The organism is Streptomyces fructofermentans (assembly GCF_014651055.1).
GTDB classification, from domain to species: Bacteria; Actinomycetota; Actinomycetes; order Streptomycetales; family Streptomycetaceae; genus Streptomyces; species Streptomyces fructofermentans.
In genome coordinates this window covers 154,090-173,858 of record NZ_BMWD01000017.1, presented here as the reverse complement: position 1 = coordinate 173,858, position 19,769 = coordinate 154,090, and the positions used below count along the sequence as shown (strand labels likewise).

Below are 19,769 nucleotides of genomic sequence, written 5' to 3'. Positions count from 1 at the left end.
GGCGTCCCTACTTCTGGAGCACCGAGAGGTCCTGCTCGGCGTCCGGCACCTCCACCGTGCCCCGGTCGTCCGGCAGGGTCTGGACCGTGAACATCGGCACGCCCTCCTCGGTCGCCGCCAGCGTGCGCGCCGCGTGGACGGGGCCTCCGGACAGGGGCTCCACCGTGAGCGCGTACGTGCCCTTGAGGCCGCTGGGGACGAGCGGTTCGACGTTGAGCGTGGTGCCGCCCTTGACCGTGTAGGTCTTGGTCGTGGTCTCCCCGCCGCCGCTGCCCGCCGAGGCCGTCACCTTGACCCTCGCCGAGCGCCCGGGGGCGACCAGCGAGAGCGTGGAGCCCTTGGAGCGGTTGTCGGCGGCCGTCGCGCGGGTGTCGACCGCGCCGGTCGCCGGGATGAAGGCCGTCTCCTGGTCGACCCCCTTGCCGCGCACGACCCGCAGGGCGGCGACCACGGGGGTGGCCCTCCCGGTCGGCGTCAGGACCAGTGAGCCCGCCTCGCCGCGCGTGACGTCGCCGAGGTCGACCGCGGCGGTCATGCCGGCCTTCACGTGCAGCGTCTCGTGTCCGGCGGGGGTGATCAGCCCCGACGGCGAGGCGAGCCTGACCTTGAGGTCGGCGTCCGAGTCGCCCGGCGCGAACGCGACCAGGCGCACGGACGTGGCGTCCTTCGGGATGCCCGGCAGGACGAGGCCGGCGGCCGGGTCGGTGGACGGCGCGAGCCAGTCGCCGCCGATCCGGTCGTCGAGCGCCTGCACCGCGGCGGCCACCCGGCCGCTGCGGACCGTGACGTGCACGGTGAGGTTGGTCTGCGGCTCGTCGATCAGCGTGGAGAGCAGCACGGCCTCGCTGCCGTGCGGGGGGATCTGGATGCCCTCGCCGACCGTCGACTTCAGGACGCCGTCCTTGCCGAACAGCTCGATGTCGGCGACGGCGGCGGAGTCGTCGGGGTTGGTCAGGTGCGCGTAGTCCGTGCGCTCCTTGGCGGTGCTGGCGCCCGGGAACCAGAACTCGGTGTCCGGCGCGGTGCAGGTGGTGCCGAGCAGGCCGCGTCCGGTGCCCGCCGGGACCTCCGTGGTCTGCTGGACCGTCCAGCCCGAGGCCAGGCTGCCCTCGGCGGTGCCGATCAGCGCCGGCGCCTCCGCGCCCGAGGACTCGCCGGTGACGGGCTTGCCGGCCTTCTTCGGCGTCAGCACGGCCTTCGCCCCGTCGCCCTTGCCGTCGGCCTTGCCACCGTCGTCGTCGGCCTCGTCCTTCGACGTGCCCTTGTCCGCCGGGCCGGCACCCGCGGGGGCCAGCTCGGCGGCGCCCTTCCCGCCGGTGCCCTCGGTGAGCGGCGTGAACGACGTGTACGCCGTCTCCGCGATGTCCGAGGTGCTCGGTGCCGGGCAGAGCAGGCTGGTGCGCTCGACGGGCAGCCGGGCCGCCGTGGTCGCGCTGTCCCGGACGGAGGCCTCCGGCTCGGACAGCGAGGCGAATCCGGTGACCGCGGCGAGCGCGGCCACGCCGGCGATCAGGGACACGGTGGTGCGGTTCACTGCTGGCTCCCGTCGGGGCGCTCGTGGTCGGTGCCGTGCTGCGGCTGCTGGGAGGGGTCGTACGGGGCGTCGTAGCCCTGGTCGTACGTCTGCGTCGGGTCGTACGGGCCGTTGCCCGTGCCGTAGGAGTACGGGTCGTAGGCGTCCGCCCCGTACGGGTCCGCCTGGTACTGCTGCTGCTCGTAGGTGTCCGCCCGGTACTGCTGCGCCCCCTGGTACTGGTTGTTGTCGTAGGTGCCGTACCCGGCGTCCGGGTACGTCGAGGTGTCCCACTCGTCGTAGGCCTGCTGCTGCGGGACGGCGGCGGGGGCGGGTGCCTCCTCCGGAGCCCGCGGCGGAGGCGGGAGGTCGGGCGGGAGGCGGTCCGGCGGGAACTCGTCGGGCGGCTCGGTGCCCTCGGCCTCCGCCTGGGCGCGCAGCCGCCGGGCCCTGCGGCCCTCGCCGGAGGCGGCCTGGGCCGGCACGACCGGCTCCTCGGGCAGGTCGTCGTCGACGTCATGGCGCCGGCCGGGCAGGGCGAGCACGACGAGGACGACGGCGAGGGCACCCTGCCCCCACAGCCAGCCGGTGTGGCCGATCGGGGCCTCGAAGGTGACGTCGAGCCGGCCGCCCCCGGCGGGCAGCTCGAATCCCTGCGCCCAGCCGTCGACGGTGGTCCGGGTGAGCGGCTTCCCGTCGAGGGTGGCCGTCCAGCCCTCGTCGGCGGTGTCGGCGAGGCGCACCACACGTCCCGCGGAGCCCGCGGGGATCGTGGTGTGCAGTTCGACGGGCCCCGCGGCGATCGGCTGCGGTTCGCCGGACTCGGGGACGACGACCGCCCGGGCGACCTGCCGGTCGACGCGCCACAGGGCGCTGCCGTCGTCCTGCTGGCTGAGCCTGCTCAGGCCGGGGGTGGCGTCCAGGACGCGGCTGACCTCGCGGGGGGCGCCGGCCCGGACCAGGACGTACCGCACGGCGAAGCCGCCGAGCTGGTCGGCCTGGTCGGCTCCCGAACCCGCCACGAGGTTGGCGACGACCCTGTCGAGCAGTCGGTTCTCGCCGTCGGCCACGGCCAGTTCGGCGTCGCCGAGGCGGGCGCCGGAACCGCGGACGAGCGTGTAGCCGACCCGGGCCGCGGAGTCGCTGTCGAGGACGAGCGTGCGGGCCTGGTCGCGGGTGCCGCTCTCCTCGGCGACGAACGCGGGCACCTGCACGGGGTCGCGCCGCTGCACGGGTCCGTCGGCGCCGCCGATCATCCACCCGGCGGCGACGAGCAGCGGTCCCGCCGCGGCCGCGAAGGCGATCAGGGCGGCGACCGGCTGACGCCAGCCGAAGCTCTGCTCGGCCACGCGCGAGCGGGCCCCGTCGGCGCCGAGCGCGGCGGCGGCGAGGAGGGCGAGCCCGTAGACGAGGGTGGCCGGTCCGGCCCAGGTGGAGACGTTGGAGAGGACGGCGAGGACGAGGCCCACCAGGGCGGCCGCCCAGGCCGTCAGGATGCCCGTGCGGCGCTCGGTGCGCAGCAGCGCGGCCAGGGCGGCGCACACGATGCCGATGAGCATCAGGCCGCTGACCGTGCCGGGCCCGCCGGGGCCGGCGCCCAGCAGGTCGAGAGCGGAGGCCGCCCCCGACCCGTACTCCATGCCGGCCTCCTTGAAGAAGCCGAACGGGAGCAGGGAGAGCGACCAGGGCGCGAGGACGAGCAGTGGCGTCCCGAGCTGGGCCAGGAAGCGCAGCCCGTAGGCGGTGATCTCGCCGCGGCGCACGACCAGCAGGGCGAGGCCGAGGATCAGGGCGACGGGCCACACGATCGGCGTGAACGCGGTGGCCAGCGTCAGCAGGAGGGCGTACGCCCAGGACGCCCGCCAGCTGCCGCGCGCCGTGTCCGAGGCGAGGCCGCTCGCCGCGACGCCGGCGCGCGCGATGAGCGGCAGCAGGACGGCGAGCACCGCGGTACCGATGCGGCCGCCCGCGAGCGCGCCGGTGACGGCGGGCAGGAAGGCGTACGCGACGGACGCCCAGGCGCGCAGCAGCCGCGACTGGACGAGCGGGCGGGAGGCGAAGTACGCGGCGAATCCGGCCAGCGGGACCGAACCGACCAGCAGGACGGTGACGGCGAGCCCGGTGGAGCCGAGCAGCAGGCCGGCCAGCATCGCGACGAGCGCCAGGTACGGCGGCGCGGACTGGGTGCCTCCGGCGCCGACCGGGTGCCAGCCGTCCAGGTAGCGGGCCCACAGCTCGGAGGCGTCGGCGGGGGCGGGCAGCAGGGCGCCGCCCGAGAGCGCGCCGCCGCCGAGCAGTTCGCGGCAGGCGACGAGCGAGACGAGGAGCAGCAGGACGAAGAGCATCGGTCCGGGCTTGCGGCCGACCCGCTTGAGGCGGGCGAACTGCTCGACCTCCAGGAAGTCGGCGTCGTCGCCGCCGGGCCCGGTCTCGACGGCGCTGCCGTGCCGCCCGGCCGCGTTCAGTTCAGGGTCGGAGCGGCCCACGAGGTTGCCCGCGGCCTGTTCGACGGTGGCCCGTACGGTCGCCCCGGGCGGCGGGAACAGCGGGCGCAGCTCGTCCTTGTCGATCAGGGGGCGGCCGCGTCTGCGCCGGCCCGCGACGATGCGCTCCGGGCGCAGCAGGGTGCCCAGCAGGCCGCGGATCTCGTCGACCGCCTGTCCGGGGACCTTGCCGACGAGATAGGCGACGGTCCGCAGCAGGGTGCCGAAGACGAGTCGTACGAGGACCCAGGGGAGCGCCGCGCTGCGGGTGTTGACGAGCAGGGTGTAGGCGGCGCCCGCCTTGTCGACCTTGTGCGGGGAGGCGGAGGTGCGGCCGACGCAGTCGACGGCGCGCCGCTCGCGGGAGGCCGCCTCGGCGTGCCGGACGACGGCCTCGGGGGCGACGAGGACGCGGTGGCCCGCGGCCTGGGCGCGCCAGCACAGGTCGATGTCGTCGCGCATCAGGGGCAGGCGCCGGTCGAAGCCGCCCAGCTCCTCGAAGATCTCGCGGCGGATCAGCATGCCGGCGGTGGACACGGCGAGCACGGGCCGGACGTGGTCGTGCTGGCCCTGGTCCTGTTCGCGCCGGTCGAGGCCGGTCCAGCGGCGGCCGCTGTGGGCGATGGTGACACCGACCTCCAGGAGCTGCCTGCGGTCGTACCAGCCGCGGAGCTTGGGGCCGACGATCGCGACGTCCTTGCCGAGCTCCCGCTCGTTCTCCACGACGCGCAGCAGCTGGGCCAGGGCGTCGGGCTCCGGGGCGCTGTCGTCGTGCAGCAGCCAGAGCCACTGCTCGGGTTCGCCGTGCGGCAGCTCGGGCATGTCGTAGGCGTCGTCGCGCCAGGTGCGGGTGACCGGGTCCCAGCCGCTGGGGCGCTTCAGGTACGGCAGGTCGTCCGGAGTGAGGACACCGGCGATGCGGGTGGCCTCCTCGACGGCCTGGCCGAACCCGGTGCGCCGGGCGAGGTGGAGCACCCGGTCGGCCCCCAGGGCGTCGGTGACCAGCCGCGCGGAGTCGTCCGCGCTGCCGGTGTCGGCCGCCACGGCGTTCTGTACGGGGCGTTCCTGGCCGAGCAGCCCTGCGAGGGCGTCGGGCAGCCAGCGGTCACCGTCGTGCGAGACCAGGACGGCGGTGACGACATGCCGTGGGAACTCGGGAGGACGGGACGGGTCGAACGCTGCGGCGGCAGTGTCGTACTGACCTGCCGAATGGCTGTGCACGGACATCGAGGTACGGGCCCCGGTTCGATGGACTGCGGTGGACGCCTGTGCCATCGGGGGACAGCGGGGCGTCTCGGACGGAGGCCCACACTAACGGCTGGGCAACACAGCGACCCGCCGCCTGTGGACAACCCACGGGCGACGGGCCGTTCGAAACGCGTCGGTACGCATCAGTACGCATCGGTAAGTGGGGCTGTGTGCCGTTCGGTCGTACGGCCGGCCCCGGTGGCGATCAGGCCACGGGTCAGACGGCCGCCTTCTTGAGCCGGCGCCGCTCCCGCTCGGACAGGCCTCCCCAGATGCCGAAGCGCTCGTCGTTCGCCAGCGCGTACTCGAGGCATTCCGAACGGACCTCGCACGCGAGGCATACCTTCTTGGCCTCGCGGGTGGAGCCGCCCTTCTCGGGGAAGAAGGACTCGGGGTCGGTCTGCGCGCAGAGCGCCCGCTCCTGCCAGCCGAGCTCCTCCTCGGCCTCGTCGACCAGCAGTTCCTGAAACAGCTCGGTCATGTGCGCCCCTCGTCCGTCTCGCGTCCCCGTGATGCTGCCGTCGCCGATTTCGGCTGAACGACACGAGTGAAATTACAAGTGTGCCGATCCGGGCCAGTCAAGCCGAGATCTGCTATTGGGCCCCTTATTCACTCTGCGGAACCAAGGCTATGCGGAAAGTGTTCAAATCGGCATAAACCCTGACAGCCGAAAGGAGCCCGGCCGGGACCTCTCCCCTGCGCCCGTCCTGGTGCCTGCGCGCAGGCACCTGTACAGAGGGAGACGTCCAGAAGTTCGATCTCGTTCCGACGCCGACGACGAAGCGAACCGGATCACATGTGGATCACTCGGATCGCACACGGGGACCACGGGCTCGCGACACGATTCGTGCGCCCGGTTGTGCGCCATGTGTCCCCGTGGGCCTCTGCACAAACCTTTCGCCACTCAGATGAACCTGATGAGGTGAACCGTCGCCCACATACCGGACGTCAAGTTGACAGTGCGGGTGTGAACCGGTGTCCTAGTGGGCATGCTCGCGAACTCGGCACTCACCTCGACCCGCTCCGCCGGGTCCCTCGGTGCTGCCCACGCTCGCTGTAGCTGTTGCTGTCGCGGCTGTTGAGCCCACCCGCTCCCGCCGCCGCCGGATCCGACGCGACCCGGTCACCGGTCCCCTCCGCCCGTACCAGGGCACTGCGCACGCCCGCGACCCGGGCGGACGGTACGCGCCACCCCCGACCTCCAGCACTCTTCCGCCGAGGAAACCACCGCACCCCATGAACAGCGACAGCGACCTCCAGATCGCCGGCGACATCCTCGAAGTCCCCCACCTCCTCCAGGCACCCCGCGAACACCCCTCCACCGTGGCCGAGTTCGTCGGTCTCGCCCGGTCCATCGCGGCCGACCGCACGCAGTGGGCGCACCTCGTCAGGTACGACGCGACGGCCCGCTGGTACCACCGGCTGCGCACCGGCCCCGGGTACGAGGTGTGGCTGCTCTCGTGGGTGCCCGGGCAGGGCAGCGGGCCGCACGACCACGGCAGCTCCTCCGGCGTGCTCACCGTGCTGGAGGGGGCGCTCACCGAACACACCGAGCGGGGCCCGCGCGCCCTGGGCGCCGGAGCGCAGCAGGTGTTCGCGCCCGGGTTCGCGCACGAGGTCGTCAACGACTCCCTCGAACCCGCCGTCAGCCTGCACGTCTACTACCCGGGCCTGACCGAGATGCCGATGTACACCCGCGACCCCGGCCTGAGGGCGGGGACGGCGCCCGTCGCGCGGCACGCCGCGGGCGAGGTCCGGTAACCGGCTGACACGTTGTCGTAGCCGCCTGCAAGACTGAATCCATGCGCATTGTGGTTCTGGCAGGCGGCATCGGTGGTGCCCGGTTCCTGCGCGGTCTCAGACAGGCCGCGCCGGACGCGGACGTCACGGTCATCGGCAACACCGGCGACGACATCCACCTCTTCGGGCTCAAGGTCTGCCCGGACCTCGACACGGTGATGTACACGCTCGGCGGGGGCATCGACGAGGAGCAGGGCTGGGGGCGGGCGGAGGAGACCTTCCACCTCAAGGAGGAGCTCACGGCGTACGGCGCGGGGCCCTCGTGGTTCGGGCTGGGCGACCGGGACTTCGCGACGCACATCGTGCGGACGCAGATGCTGGGCGCCGGCTATCCGCTGAGCGCCGTCACCGAGGCGCTCTGCGACCGCTGGAAGCCGGGCGTCCGGCTGATCCCGATGTCCGACGACCGGGTCGAGACGCACGTGGCCGTCGATCTGGACGGCGAGCGCCGGGCCGTCCACTTCCAGGAGTACTGGGTGCGGCTGCGCGCCTCCGTGGACGCGTACGCCGTGGTGCCCGTCGGGGCGGACCAGGCCAAGCCCGCGCCCGGCGTGCTGGAGGCGATCGCCGAGGCCGACGTGGTGCTGTTCCCGCCGTCCAACCCCGTCGTCTCCATCGGCACGATCCTCGCCGTGCCCGGCATCCGGGAGGCGATCGCCGAGGCGGGCGTACCGGTGGTCGGCCTCTCCCCCATCGTCGGCGGCGCGCCGGTTCGCGGCATGGCGGACAAGGTCCTCGCGGCCGTCGGTGTCGAGGCCACGGCCGCCGCGGTCGCCGAGCACTACGGCTCGGGACTGCTCGACGGCTGGCTCGTCGACACGGTCGACGCCGGGGCGGTGGACCAGGTCGCGGCCGCGGGCATCCGCTGCCGGGCCGTCCCCCTGATGATGACCGACCCCGACGCCACGGCGGAGATGGCCCGTCAGGCGCTGGCGCTGGCCGAGGAGGTGCGGGGCGCTTGAGCGGCGAGACCCACGCGGGCGCGGGAGCCACGGGCACGCCGCCCGGCGGCGACGGCGGACCCGCCGACGCGGACGGGCCGGCGGCGGGCCGGGCGTCCGCCCCCGGCTACCGGGTCTGGGCGCTGCCCGGGCTGCCCGAGGTGCGGCCGGGCGACGACCTCGCCAAGCTCGTCGCCACCGCCGAGCCCGGGCTGGTCGACGGCGACGTGCTGCTCGTCACCTCGAAGATCGTGTCCAAGGCCGAGGGCCGGATCGTGGAGGCCTCCGACCGCGAGGCCGCCATCGACGCCGAGACCGTGCGGGTGGTGGCCAGGCGCGGGGCGCTGCGGATCGTCGAGAACCGGCAGGGCCTGGTCATGGCCGCCGCCGGTGTCGACGCGTCCAACACCCCGGCCGGGACCGTCCTGCTGCTGCCCGAGGACCCCGACGCGTCCGCGCGGGCGATCCGGGACGGGCTGCGCGACACGCTCGGCGTCGAGGTGGGGGTCGTCGTCACGGACACCTTCGGGCGGCCGTGGCGGACCGGACTCACCGACGTCGCCATCGGGGCGGCCGGGGTGCGGGTGCTCGACGACCTGCGGGGCGGCACGGACTCCCACGGGAACCCGCTCGGCGCGACCGTCGTCGCCACCGCCGACGAACTGGCCGCCGCCGGTGACCTCGTCAAGGGCAAGGCCGCCGGGCTGCCCGTGGCCGTGGTGCGCGGACTGCCGCACGTGGTCGACGCGGACGCCCCGGACGAGGGCGCCCGGGCCATGGTGCGCGGCGCCCGCGACGACATGTTCCGGCTCGGCACCTCCGAGGCCGTGCGCGAGGCCCTCTCTCTGCGGCGCACCGTGCGGGCCTTCACCGACGAGCCCGTGGACCCGGGTGCCGTCCGGCGCGCGGTGGCCGCCGCGGTGACGGCGCCCGCCCCGCACCACACGACGCCGTGGCGCTTCGTGCTCCTGGAGTCGGCCGCCTCGCGCACCCGGCTCCTCGACGCCATGCGGGACGCCTGGATCGCAGACCTGGAGCGGGACGGGAAGAGCCCGGAGTCCGTGGCGAAGCGGGTGCGGCGCGGTGACGTGCTGCGCAACGCGCCGTACCTCGTCGTGCCCTGCCTGGTCATGGACGGGTCCCACACGTACGGGGACGCGCGCCGTGACGCGGCCGAGCGCGAGATGTTCGTGGTCGCCACCGGAGCGGGGGTGCAGAACTTCCTCGTCGCGCTCGCCGGGGAGCGGCTCGGCTCCGCGTGGGTGTCGTCGACGATGTTCTGCCGCGAGGTCGTACGGGACGTGCTGGGACTGCCCGCCGACTGGGACCCCATGGGCGCCGTCGCCGTCGGGCACGCGGCCGCGGAACCGGGGGCCCGCCCAGAGCGGGACGCGGGGGCCTTCATCGAGGTGCGCTGACCGGGTCACCCGGCACACCCTGCGGGGCGCCTACCCTCGTAGGGCACCCCCGAGCCGTTCCAGGACCCTAGGACCTCATCCGTGGCCGGTCGTTTCGATCCCCAGCCCACGCGTACGACCGTGCGCGGCGGGGAGGTCGTCGTGCCCGGGCAGGCGCATGCGGAGCCCATGCGGTCCGCCGCCCGGGCCGGCGGACGCACGCGCCGCTGGGTGCCGCCCTGGCCGCTCGACCTCGGGCTCGTGCTCGGGCCGCTGCGGCGCGGGCCCGCCGATCCGACGTTCCGTACGACTCCCGACGGGTCCGTGTGGCGGGCCAGTCTCACACCGGTCGGACCCGGGACGCTGCGGGTCTCCGTGCGCGCGGGCGCCGTCCTGGGCGAGGCGTGGGGGGCCGGCGCCGAGTGGCTGCTGGAGCAGTTGCCGGCCCTGCTCGGCGCGTCCGACGACCCCGGGGCGTTCGAGCCTCGGCACCGGCTGGTCGCGCTGTCCCGGCACCGGCGGCCCGGGCTGCGGCTGACGCGGACGGGGCTCGTGCTGGAGTCGCTGATCCCCTCGGTCCTGGAGCAGAAGGTCACGACGGACGAGGCGTACCGTGCCTGGCGCTCGCTCGTGCGGACGTACGGGACGCCCGCGCCCGGCCCCGTGGACGGGCGGATGTTCGTGATGCCCGCGCCGCGGGTCTGGTCCCTGATCCCCTCGTGGGAGTGGCACCGGGCCGGTGTCGACGACAAGCGGGCGTCGACGATCCTGCGGGCCGTGCGGGCGGCCCGGCGGATGGAGGAGGCCGTCGGGGCGGAGGCGGAACCCGCCCGCCGGCGGCTGGAACTGGTGCCCGGCGTGGGGCCGTGGACCTCCGCGGAGACGGTGCAGCGCAGCCACGGGGCGGCGGACGCCGTGACGGTGGGCGATCTGCATCTGCCCGGGATCGTGGGCTACGCGCTGGCCGGGAACCGAGACGCGGACGACGCCGCGATGCTGGAGCTGCTCGAACCGTACGCGGGGCAGCGGCACCGGGCGGCACGGCTCATCCTGCTGAGCGGCCGGACGCCGCCCAGGCGCCGGCCGAAGATGCCCCGCGGGGACATCGGGCGGCTGTGAGCCGCCGGGGTGTCCACCGCCCCGCCCGCTCCCGGGCCGCCGGTCCGCGCGTCTCCGGTCCACCGGTCCGCACGTCCCCCGACGCGCCCGCGCGTCCTTGGCGTCCCGCCCGCCTCCCCCGTGCCGCGATTCGCGCCCGCCGCCGGCCCCATGGGATCGGGAACGGCCCGCCGACCGGCCGCCGGCCGCCGCGTGGGCGGAGGGCCGGCGGCCGGTCGGCGGGCCGCGGTCACTACTGGTCGGACGAGAAGCGGACCGAGGCCGCGGGGATGCTGGCCTCGCACCAGACGCGTACGCCGTCCCGCAGTTCGTTGTCCGCGCCGACGGACGCGCCGTCGCCGACCACCACACCGGTGAGGACCGAGCGGGCGCCGACGCGGGCGCCCGCGCCGATCAGGCAGTCCGTGACGACCGCGCCGGGCTCGACGACCGCGCCCGCCAGGATCGCGCTGCCGGAGACCCGGGCGCCCTCGCCGACGACGGCGCCGTCACCGACCACGGTCCCGCCGGTCAGTTTGGCGTCGGGCGCGACCCGGGCCGACGGAAGGACCAGGCGGTCCCCGCAGCGGCCAGGGACGGCCGGGGACGGGGCCCTGCCGAGGACCAGGTCCGCGGAACCGCGCACGAAGGCCTGCGGGGTGCCCAGGTCGAGCCAGTAGGTCGAGTCGACCATCCCCTGGAGGTGGGCCCCCGAGGCGAGGAGTTCCGGGAACGTCTCGCGTTCGACGGAGACCGGGCGGCCGACCGGGATCGCGTCGATGACCGAGCGGCGGAACACGTAGGCGCCCGCGTTGATCTGGTCGGTGACGATCTCCTCGGGCGTCTGGGGCTTCTCCAGGAACGCCTGGACGCGGCCGTCGGCGTCCGTGGGCACCAGTCCGTACGCCCGCGGGTCCGTCACACGTGTCAGGTGCAGCGAGACGTCCGCGCCCGAGGTCCGGTGCGTGTCGATCAGGGCCGGGATGTCCAGGCCCGTGAGGATGTCCCCGTTGAAGATGAGGACCGGCTCGTCGGGCGCCGATACCAGCCGCGAGGACACGTTGCGTATCGCGCCGCCCGTGCCGAGGGGTTCGTCCTCGGTGACGTACTCGATGTGGAGCCCCAGCGACGAGCCGTCGCCGAAGTGGGGCTCGAAGACCTCGGCCAGATAGGACGTGGCGAGCACGATGTGCTCGACCCCCGCCGCTCTCGCCCGTGCCAGCTGGTGCGTGAGGAACGGTACTCCGGCCGCCGGAACCATCGGTTTCGGCGTGTTCACCGTGAGAGGGCGCAGTCGTGTTCCCTTGCCGCCCACCAGGAGGATCGCTTCTGTCACCTGTCGTCTCTGCTTCCTGCTGGGGCCGGTCGAAAGTTCTTTCGACCGGCCAGTGTATGCAGTCCGTTTCGATGGCTGTGGGGCGCCTCTGGGGGGATGGCGTGGGGAGCCGCCGGGGAGGGGGGACCCGGTGTGCAGGGCCTCGCGCTTCCCGTCGGCAGGACCTCATCGTCCCTGGTAGCGAGCCGACGTCGTGCGGGCGGTACCGAGCTTCGCATACAGCCGGCCGCCCGGGCATTCGGTGGCGAAACCGTCCCGGTGACCGGAGATTACATTGAGTCGGACGTTCGTTCCTTTTCGGTAGAGATTTCCGCCCCCCGAGACGAGGTAGGTCTTGCCCTTCGGGTTGGCCCCGAAGAGGCCGAGCTTCCACGCCGTCAGCCGGGCGATGCCCGTGACGGCCGCCGCGGGCGGGGCCGCGCCGCCGAAGCTCCCGAGGACGGCGATCCCCATGCTGTTGCTGTTGAAACCGAGGGTGTGCGCGCCCATGACGGCCTTCGCCACGCCGCCGGCCCGTCCCTCGTAGATGTTTCCGCACTTGTCGACGAGGAAGTTGTAGCCGATGTCTCGCCAGCCACTGCTCTTCACGTGGTAGCGGTAGATACTGCGGATGACTGAAGACGCCTGCGCGCAGGCGTAGTTGTTGCCCGAGGCGGTGTGGTGCACGAAGGCCGCCTTCACGGTCTTCGTGTAGCTGAAGTTCCGCTCGCGGAGCTGCTCGTCGGCACCCCAGCCGTTGCGGGTGACGATGCTCGGGCGCGCCCCGATGTACGGCTTCGCCCGCTGGTCCACCGCGTCCGCCCCGGCTCCGCCGCGGGCCGCGAGCAGATCGGCCTCCGTCTCCTTCTTGCTCAGGGCCGGGATCTCGGTGGCGCCGAGCGGGGCGAGGTCGGCGTTGACGGCGGAGGAAGCGGCGGCCTCCGCCGTCAGGACGTTGACCCGCGGGGCGTCCGCCTCCGGGCCCTGCGGCGGGGGCTCGGCGCCGGGGTCGACCAGTTCGACGTGCAGGCCCCGCGGGAGCGGATCGCCCGCCCGGTCCGCCCGGCCGGCGCCCTCCCGGCCGTCCGCCTCGGCCTCGACGCGGACCTCCACCCCGTCGGAGGCGCCGACCCAGAGCGGGGCCGTGGAACCGCGGACGCGACCGGAGGTGCGCTCCTCGGTGCCCGGGTCGGCCGCGTGCTCCTGGTTGTGGGTGTCCACGTCCAGCCAGCCGGACCACCGGGTGGTGCCGGTGGCACGGGTGCGGACCTGGACCCGGCCGTGCAGTTCGGCGTCGGGGTTGTCCCAGACGACGCCGACGAGGGAGAAGTGCCGTACGTCCCGCCGCGCGAGGCCCTGGGCCGCGGCGGGGGGCAGGGTGCGGTCGGTGGTGGCGGAGGAGGAAGGGGAGGAAGGAGAGGAAGGGGAGGAAGGAGAGGAAGGAGAGGAAGGGGAGGAGGGTGACGAGGCGTCGGCGAGGGGGGTGAGTGGGAGGGACTGGGTACTGCCGGGAACGGCGGCCCGTCCGGTGGAGACCGGCGCCGCGCCCGGCCGTTCGGCGGCGGGCTGTCCGGCGCCCGGTTGTCCGGCGGTGGGCTGCCCGGCCGTCCGTGGCGCCGCCGTGGCCATGGCGTCGGAGGACAGTGCCAGCGGGAGGGCCAGGGCGGCCGCACACGTGACGGCGATCGAGGAAGCAAGTTGTCCGCGCATGCCCCTGATCCTGGACATAGTCATACTTATCTGTCCATTGGGGATTTGACGGGCCGTCCGGCGGACTCGGCCGAACCGGTGTCCCTCACCGCTTCGCGCGGGGCGGTGCCCGCGTACGCTTGCGTCCCGTGAACGCCACCGACCGCACCCCCGCCGACCTGCTGCGATCCGCGCTCGCCACGGATCCCGCGCGCCCCCTGGTGACCTTCTACGACGACGCCACCGGCGAACGGGTCGAACTGTCCGTGGCCACCTTCGCCAATTGGGTGGCCAAGACCGCCAATCTCATCCAGAACGAGCTGGCCGCCGAGCCCGGCGAGCGGGTCGCGCTGCTGCTGCCGGCCCACTGGCAGACGGCGGTGTGGCTGCTCGCGTGCTCGTCCGCGGGCGTGGTCGCGGACATCGCGGGCGACCCGTCCGCCGCCGACCACGTGGTCGCCGGACCCGGCCGCTTCGAGGACGGGCTCGCCTGCTCCGGCGAGCGGATCGCCCTGTCGCTCGCACCGCTGGGGCGGCGCTTCCCGCAGCCGCCCGCCGGGTACGCCGACTACGCGGTCGAGGTGCCGAGCCAGGGAGACCTGTTCCGGCCGTACGCCCCCGTGGACCCGGAGGCCGCCGCGCTGATCGTCGCCGGTGCGGAGCTGACGGGGGCCGAGGTCGTCGACCGCTCGCGCGCCGACGCTCCCGGACTCGACCTGACCGGTCCCGGCTCGCGGCTGCTGTCCGGCCTCCCCTACGACACGTGGGACGGACTGAGCGCCGGGCTGTACGCCCCGCTGGCCGCGGGCGGCTCCGTGGTGCTGTGCCGGAACCTCGACCGGCTCGGCGAGGACGCGCTGGCCAAGCGGATCGAGAGCGAGCGGGTGACGGCCACGGCCCGCTGAGCCGGGCCCGCCGGGGCGTCTCCCGCCCGGCCGGGGCCCGCCCCCGCCCGCCTCGTGGACGGCAACCGCGCGTCCCCCGTTCGGCGCAGCCCCCGGCGCCGCCCGCCCCCGTTCGGGCCATGGTCGTAGGAGCAGTCCAGTCCCTACGCCATGAGGGGTGGTACCGACGTGAGCGGCAGCGGAGGGACTTCCGGCGAGGGGACGCTCGGGCCCGGGGCGGGCGCGTCACCCACCGGGGCCGGTGTCGCACGGCGTCGACGGCGGTGGCTGCGGTACGCGGGCATCGGCGTCGGGGTGACCCTGCTGGCCGCCGCCGGCGCTGGCTGGGCCGTCTACCAGAAGCTGAACGGCAACATCACGGCGGACAGCGACGCGGCGGCCGAGCTCGCGCGGTACGAGAAGGAACGGCCCACCTCGCTGGTGCGCGACGCGCAGAACATCCTGCTGATCGGATCGGACTCGCGGTCGGGCCGGGGCAACGGCAAGTACGGGCGGGACTCCGGCACCGAGCGCTCCGACACCACCATCCTGCTGCACCTCGCGGCGAACCGGCTCAGTGCCACGGCCGTCTCGATACCCCGCGACCTCATGGTGGACGTGCCGAGCTGCCGGCGGCCGGACGGCACCCGCACCGAGCCCATGTTCGCGATGTTCAACTACGCGTTCCAGAAGGGCGGTTCGGCCTGCACGATCCGTACGGTCGAGAAGATGACCGACATCCGGATCGACCACCACATGGTCGTGGACTTCCACGGCTTCAAGGACATGGTCGACGCGGTGGACGGGGTCGAGGTGTGCCTGACGAAGCCGATCGACGACCGCGCCGCCAAGCTGCGGCTGCCCGCGGGCAAGGTGACGCTCAACGGCGAGCAGGCCCTCGGCTACGTCCGCGCCCGCAAGAGCATCGGCAACGGCAGCGACACGGACCGGATGGACCGCCAGCAGCGCTTCCTCGGCGCCCTCGTCAGCAAGGTGCGCAGCAACGACGTACTGCTCAATCCGGTGAAGCTCTACCCGGTGCTGGACGCCGCGACCTCGTCGCTCACCACCGACCCGGGGCTCGCGAGCCTGCGGGGCCTGTACGACCTGGTGCGCGGGATGCGCAACATCCCCACCGACCGGGTGCAGTTCCTCACCGTGCCGCGCGAGGCCTACGTCCACAACGCCAATCGCGACCAGCTCGTGGAACCCGAGGCCGAGCGGCTCTTCGAACGGCTGCGTACGGACGCCCCTCTGGTGGTCACGAAGCGCATTCCATCGTATTCCAGCGCAAAGATGGACAGTTCGGTGCCGCGCGGCGCCGGCGGCCGGCGCGGCGGCCCGCCGCGCGGAGCCGCCGACGCGCCGAACCACCGGGACACGGCGGGCGACCGCGGCGGGGAACGCGGCGCGGCGGGCGGGAACCGGCTCGAAGAACCCCCTCCCTCGACGAGTCCCGCGCCGACTTTCCGGGGAAACACGGCCGCCGAGGATGCCTGCGGGTAAAGCTCACCCCAAGGCAGAGAACATCTGCTCTAACAATTGCGCCGTATTGCCCGGTTGTAGGGACGTGGAATTTGTCACTGGCGTCGCTCGCCGCCGAACTGGACGGCTAGTGTGAGCGATCCGGTGCACCCGGCCATGAGGTCTTCACCTGAGGTCGCGCACTGTTGGACCGAGTGACCGAGCGCCTTTTGAGGGGGAAAGGCGCCGCGTGGCCCCGACGGAGGACTCAAACAACCGTGGACGCGCAAGGCCGTGGGCGGGCGGACAATATCGACCCCGCAGACCAGTGGGTACTCAACCCGAACACCGGCGACTACGAACTGCGACTGCAGGCTTCCGCACCGCAGTCGGGAGTTCCCGGTCCCCGGAGAACCGTGTCGCGCGCCGGAGCGGCGGCGGCATCGCCGCGCACCGCGCCCGGACGGGAGCGCGACCCTCTCCCCGACAACGATGTGCCGGGCCCCCGCAGGCGCCGGGGCGCACCGGAGGAGCCGCTTCCGGGCCGCCGCCGGACGCGTACGAAGCCCAAGGCGTCGCGGGCCAAGAAGGTGCTGCTGTGGACCGGCGGCACCATGGCCTTCGTGCTGGTGGGCGTCTCGGCCGCGGGATACCTCTACCTCAAGCACCTCGAGGGCAACGTCCAGACGACGAACGTCGGCGACGCCGGGGCCAAGGGCTTCAGCAAGGACGAGGCCTTCAACATCCTGATCATCGGAACGGACAAACGTACCGGTAAGGGGAACGAGGGGTACGGCGACGCCGGCAGCGTCGGGCACGCCGACACCAACATCCTGCTGCACGTGGCCAAGGACCGTTCGAACGCGACCGCGATGAGCATCCCGCGCGACCTCGTCGTCGACATCCCGAACTGTCCGACCATCCAGGAGGACGGCTCCACCAAGGACATCGCCGGCACGCCCGCCCAGCGCTTCAACACCAGCCTCGGCCAGTCCGAGCGCGACCCCGGCTGCACCATGCGCACGGTCAAGGCCGTGACGGGCATCCCGGTGGACCACTTCATGATGGCCGACTTCAACGCGGTCAAGACGCTCACGACCGCCGTCGGCGGCGTCGAGGTGTGCGTGGCGAAGGCCGTCGACGACGAGGAGTCGAAGCTCAAGCTGCCGAAGGGCAAGTCCACCGTCGCGGGCGAGCAGGCGCTGGCCTTCGTGCGCACGCGCCACAGCTTCGGCAACCAGGGCGACCTCGACCGCATCAAGGTCCAGCAGCAGTTCCTGGGCTCCCTGATGCGCAAGATGTCCTCCAGCGACACCCTCACCAGCCCGCGCAAGCTCGTGAAGCTGGCCGAGGCCGCCACCAAGGCCCTGACCGTGGACACCGGCATCGGCAAGGTGGACACGCTCAAGGACGTGGCACTGGAGCTGAAGAAGGTGCCGCCGAAGAACATCACGTTCACCACGGTCCCGGTGCGGGACAACCCGGCCGACGGTGCCGTCAGGAAGACGGTCATCGTCGATCCGGCGGCCGCGCCCCAGGTCTTCTCGATGATCAAGGACGACGTCTCGTTCACCGAGGTCAAGAAGAAGGCGAAGAAGGAGAAGGCGGAGGTCGCCGCCCGGCTGAAGGGCACTCGCTCCGCCGCCTCCGAGATCCGCGTCGACGTCTACAACGGCGGGGCCCCGGCCGGCTCGGCGCAGGAGACGCTCGACTGGCTCCAGAACAGCCAGGGCGTCACCAAGTCCAGCCAGCTCGGCAACGCCGACGAGACGCTGAGCAGGACGACCGTCGAGTACTCGCCCGACCAGGCGGACCAGGCACGCAAGCTGGCCGACCTCATGGGCCTGCCCGCCTCGGCGATGAAGCCCGGAAAGAGCGAGACGAATTCACAGGGTCTGCCCGCGATCGTGCTGACCCTGGGCAAGGACTTCAAGGGTGCCGGAGTGTCGCTGACCGCTCCGTCGAAGGCGCCGGAGGGGATCCAGAAGTCCACGGCCGACAAGTCAGTGTGCGCCAGTTGATGACCTGACGGGTCCGTCACGCGTCTCACAGAACGCCAGTGCATCCAATGGGGCGCCTGAGCGTCTAACAAGACGTGGGTGCGTCCACCGGACGCATGGACGGGCCCGTTTGTCAGGTACAGGGTGGGAGGGGCAGGGAGATGGTAGGCAGCAGTGTGCGTGGGGAGGGGGCGCGACCGAGCGTCCGGCACACTCAGGAGTCAGGTCCGGAAAGCGGTGTTCCTGGGGAGGAGCCCGCGCACCGGAAGCCCGGACGACGCGGCAGGCGCGGCCGGGACAGTGGCGGGCAGCCGCACCCCCCGCGCCGGAAGCGCCGCATACTGCGGTGGTTCGCCATGATCGTGGCGGTGCTGATACTCGGCACGGCCGGGGCCGGTTACCTCTACTACCAGCACCTCAACAACAACATCAAGAAGGACGAACTGAACCTCGGCGAGAAGCAGGCGGCCAAGCCGAAGCCGAACGCCGCGGGCCAGACCCCGCTGAACATCCTGCTGATCGGTTCGGACAGCCGGAACACGCCGGAGAACCTCAAGCTGGGCGGCCACAAGGAGAGCGTGGGCGCTCCGGAACTCGCGGACGTCCAGATGCTGCTGCACCTGTCGGCCGACCGCAGCAACATGTCGGTGGTCAGCATGCCCCGCGACACGATGCTGCCGATTCCCAAGTGCGTCGACGGCGAGGACGGCGACAAGGTCTACGAGGCCCGGTCCATGGCGATGACGAACGAGTCGCTGGGCCGCGGCGGACCCGGTTGCACGGTCGCGACCTGGGACCAGTTGACCGGCATCCACATCGACCACTTCATGAAGATCGACTTCGCCGGCGTGGTCTCCATGGCGGACGCCATCGGCGGTGTGCCGGTCTGTGTGCGCAAGAACGTCCACTCCCTGACCTCCGACGGCAAGGGCTCGGGCCTGAAGCTCACCAGGGGCACGCACCCGGTGAAGGGCAAGCAGGCGCTGCAGTGGCTGCGCACCCGATACGGCTTCGAGGACGGCACCGACCTCGCCCGTGCCCACGCCCAGCACATGTACATGAACTCGATGGTCCGCGAGCTGCGCGACAACGCCACCCTGGGCAGCCCCAACAAGCTGCGCAAGCTGGCCGAGGAGGCCACCGAGTCGATCACCGTGGACCACGGCCTCGGCACGGTCACCAAGCTGTACGACCTCGCCAACGAGCTGCGCAAGGTCCCCGCCGACCGCATCACCATGACCACGATGCCCACGGTGCCGTGGTCGCTGAACGAGAACCGGGTCGTACCGAAGCCGGGCGACGCCGACCAGCTCTTCGAGATGGTGCGCGAGGACCTGTCCCTGGACGGCAAGGCGTCCAAGCGCAAGGCCGCCGAGACGTCCAAGGACCCGGCCGCCGCCGACGACAGGATCGCCGTCGCGGTGCGCAACGGCACCGGCGTGAACGGCCAGGCGCCGACTCCCCAGCGGGCCACGGCGGTCGCGGGGGTGCTCCAGGGCAAGGGGTTCGCGCTGGCCCAGGTGGACACCCAGAACACTCCGCTGGCGAAGACGTCCATCACCTTTCCGAGCGCCGACCTCGAAGGTGACGCGCAGGCCGTGGCCAAGGCCCTCGGACTGCCGCTGACCTCGGTGCGGAAGTCGACCGACGCCTCCGGGGTCACGCTGACCGTCGGCGGCGACTGGCGCACCGGGGACGCCTACCCGGCCAGTGCGGCGAAGGAGGGCTCCAAGGCTCCGGAGTCGTCCCGCCCGCTCAACGGCGGCGACACCGGGGCGTGCATGAAGATCCAGGACGGCTTCACCTTCTGACCCCCGCCGCCGGCCACGGCGGCACACGACCGTGTCCCGCCGGACGTCGTCCGGCGGGACACGGTCGTGTGCGGGCGCGTGTGGCGCCCGCGGCGGAGCGTCCACCGCGTTCAGGGCCGGGGGGCG

At 73.1% G+C, this 19,769-nt stretch carries 13 protein-coding genes; 8 read left to right on the top strand and 5 right to left on the bottom strand.

Annotation, left to right across the window (positions count from 1 at the left end; genetic code table 11):
- Nucleotides 1-7: 7 nt before the first annotated feature.
- The 3 genes from IE265_RS23200 to IE265_RS23190 all read right to left on the bottom strand — a co-directional run bounded on the left by IE265_RS23200 (nt 8) and on the right by IE265_RS23190 (nt 5,725).
- Nucleotides 8-1,534 carry a DUF5719 family protein gene (locus IE265_RS23200; RefSeq protein WP_190037566.1) on the bottom strand — a complete coding sequence of 509 codons (1,527 nt, stop codon included), beginning with the start codon at nt 1,532-1,534 and terminating at the stop codon, nt 8-10.
- On the bottom strand, nt 1,531-5,223 hold the full coding sequence (locus IE265_RS23195; RefSeq protein ID WP_190037565.1) for a glycosyltransferase family 2 protein: 3,693 nt from the start codon (nt 5,221-5,223) through the stop codon (nt 1,531-1,533). The genes IE265_RS23200 and IE265_RS23195 overlap by 4 nt, the downstream gene beginning before the upstream one ends.
- A 238-nt stretch (nt 5,224-5,461) precedes the next feature.
- The gene (locus IE265_RS23190; protein ID WP_053723761.1) at nt 5,462-5,725 is read right to left on the bottom strand and encodes a WhiB family transcriptional regulator; all 264 of its coding nucleotides are present in this window, start codon (nt 5,723-5,725) and stop codon (nt 5,462-5,464) included.
- Nucleotides 5,726-6,480: 755 nt separating this feature from the next.
- Here IE265_RS23190 and IE265_RS23185 point away from each other — a divergent pair.
- From IE265_RS23185 to IE265_RS23170, 4 genes are all read left to right on the top strand, one after another.
- Nucleotides 6,481-7,005, top strand: a complete 525-nt coding sequence (locus IE265_RS23185; RefSeq protein WP_190037564.1) for a cysteine dioxygenase — start codon at nt 6,481-6,483, stop codon at nt 7,003-7,005.
- Nucleotides 7,006-7,046: 41 nt separating this feature from the next.
- Nucleotides 7,047-8,006 carry a 2-phospho-L-lactate transferase gene (gene cofD / locus IE265_RS23180; protein ID WP_190037563.1) on the top strand — a complete coding sequence of 320 codons (960 nt, stop codon included), beginning with the start codon at nt 7,047-7,049 and terminating at the stop codon, nt 8,004-8,006.
- Nucleotides 8,003-9,403, top strand: coding sequence for a coenzyme F420-0:L-glutamate ligase (locus tag IE265_RS23175; protein ID WP_190037562.1), 1,401 nt, complete (start codon nt 8,003-8,005; stop codon nt 9,401-9,403). Before cofD ends, IE265_RS23175 begins: the two co-directional genes overlap by 4 nt.
- Nucleotides 9,404-9,484: 81 nt before the next feature.
- Nucleotides 9,485-10,501, top strand: coding sequence for a DNA-3-methyladenine glycosylase family protein (locus IE265_RS23170; protein ID WP_190037561.1), 1,017 nt, complete (start codon nt 9,485-9,487; stop codon nt 10,499-10,501).
- A gap of 232 nt (nt 10,502-10,733) precedes the next feature.
- Here the strand turns inward: IE265_RS23170 and manB are convergent, their stop codons facing one another.
- Nucleotides 10,734-11,816, bottom strand: coding sequence for a mannose-1-phosphate guanylyltransferase (manB, locus tag IE265_RS23165; protein WP_190037560.1), 1,083 nt, complete (start codon nt 11,814-11,816; stop codon nt 10,734-10,736).
- Between the two features lie 165 nt (nt 11,817-11,981).
- A complete protein-coding gene (locus tag IE265_RS23160; protein WP_190037591.1) occupies nt 11,982-13,523 on the bottom strand; it encodes an N-acetylmuramoyl-L-alanine amidase in 1,542 nt (513 codons plus the stop codon).
- 110 nt (nt 13,524-13,633) lie between these two features.
- Between IE265_RS23160 and IE265_RS23155 the strand changes: the two genes are divergently transcribed.
- From IE265_RS23155 to IE265_RS23140, 4 genes are all read left to right on the top strand, one after another.
- Nucleotides 13,634-14,389 carry a TIGR03089 family protein gene (locus IE265_RS23155; protein ID WP_190037559.1) on the top strand — a complete coding sequence of 252 codons (756 nt, stop codon included), beginning with the start codon at nt 13,634-13,636 and terminating at the stop codon, nt 14,387-14,389.
- A gap of 150 nt (nt 14,390-14,539) precedes the next feature.
- Nucleotides 14,540-15,874, top strand: a complete 1,335-nt coding sequence (locus IE265_RS23150; protein WP_190037558.1) for an LCP family protein — start codon at nt 14,540-14,542, stop codon at nt 15,872-15,874.
- A gap of 236 nt (nt 15,875-16,110) precedes the next feature.
- Entirely contained in the window at nt 16,111-17,853 is a 1,743-nt protein-coding gene (locus tag IE265_RS23145; protein WP_190037557.1) for an LCP family protein, read from the top strand.
- Nucleotides 17,854-17,993: 140 nt separating this feature from the next.
- On the top strand, nt 17,994-19,643 hold the full coding sequence (locus tag IE265_RS23140; protein ID WP_190037556.1) for an LCP family protein: 1,650 nt from the start codon (nt 17,994-17,996) through the stop codon (nt 19,641-19,643).
- The last annotated feature ends 126 nt before the right edge of the window (nt 19,644-19,769 follow it).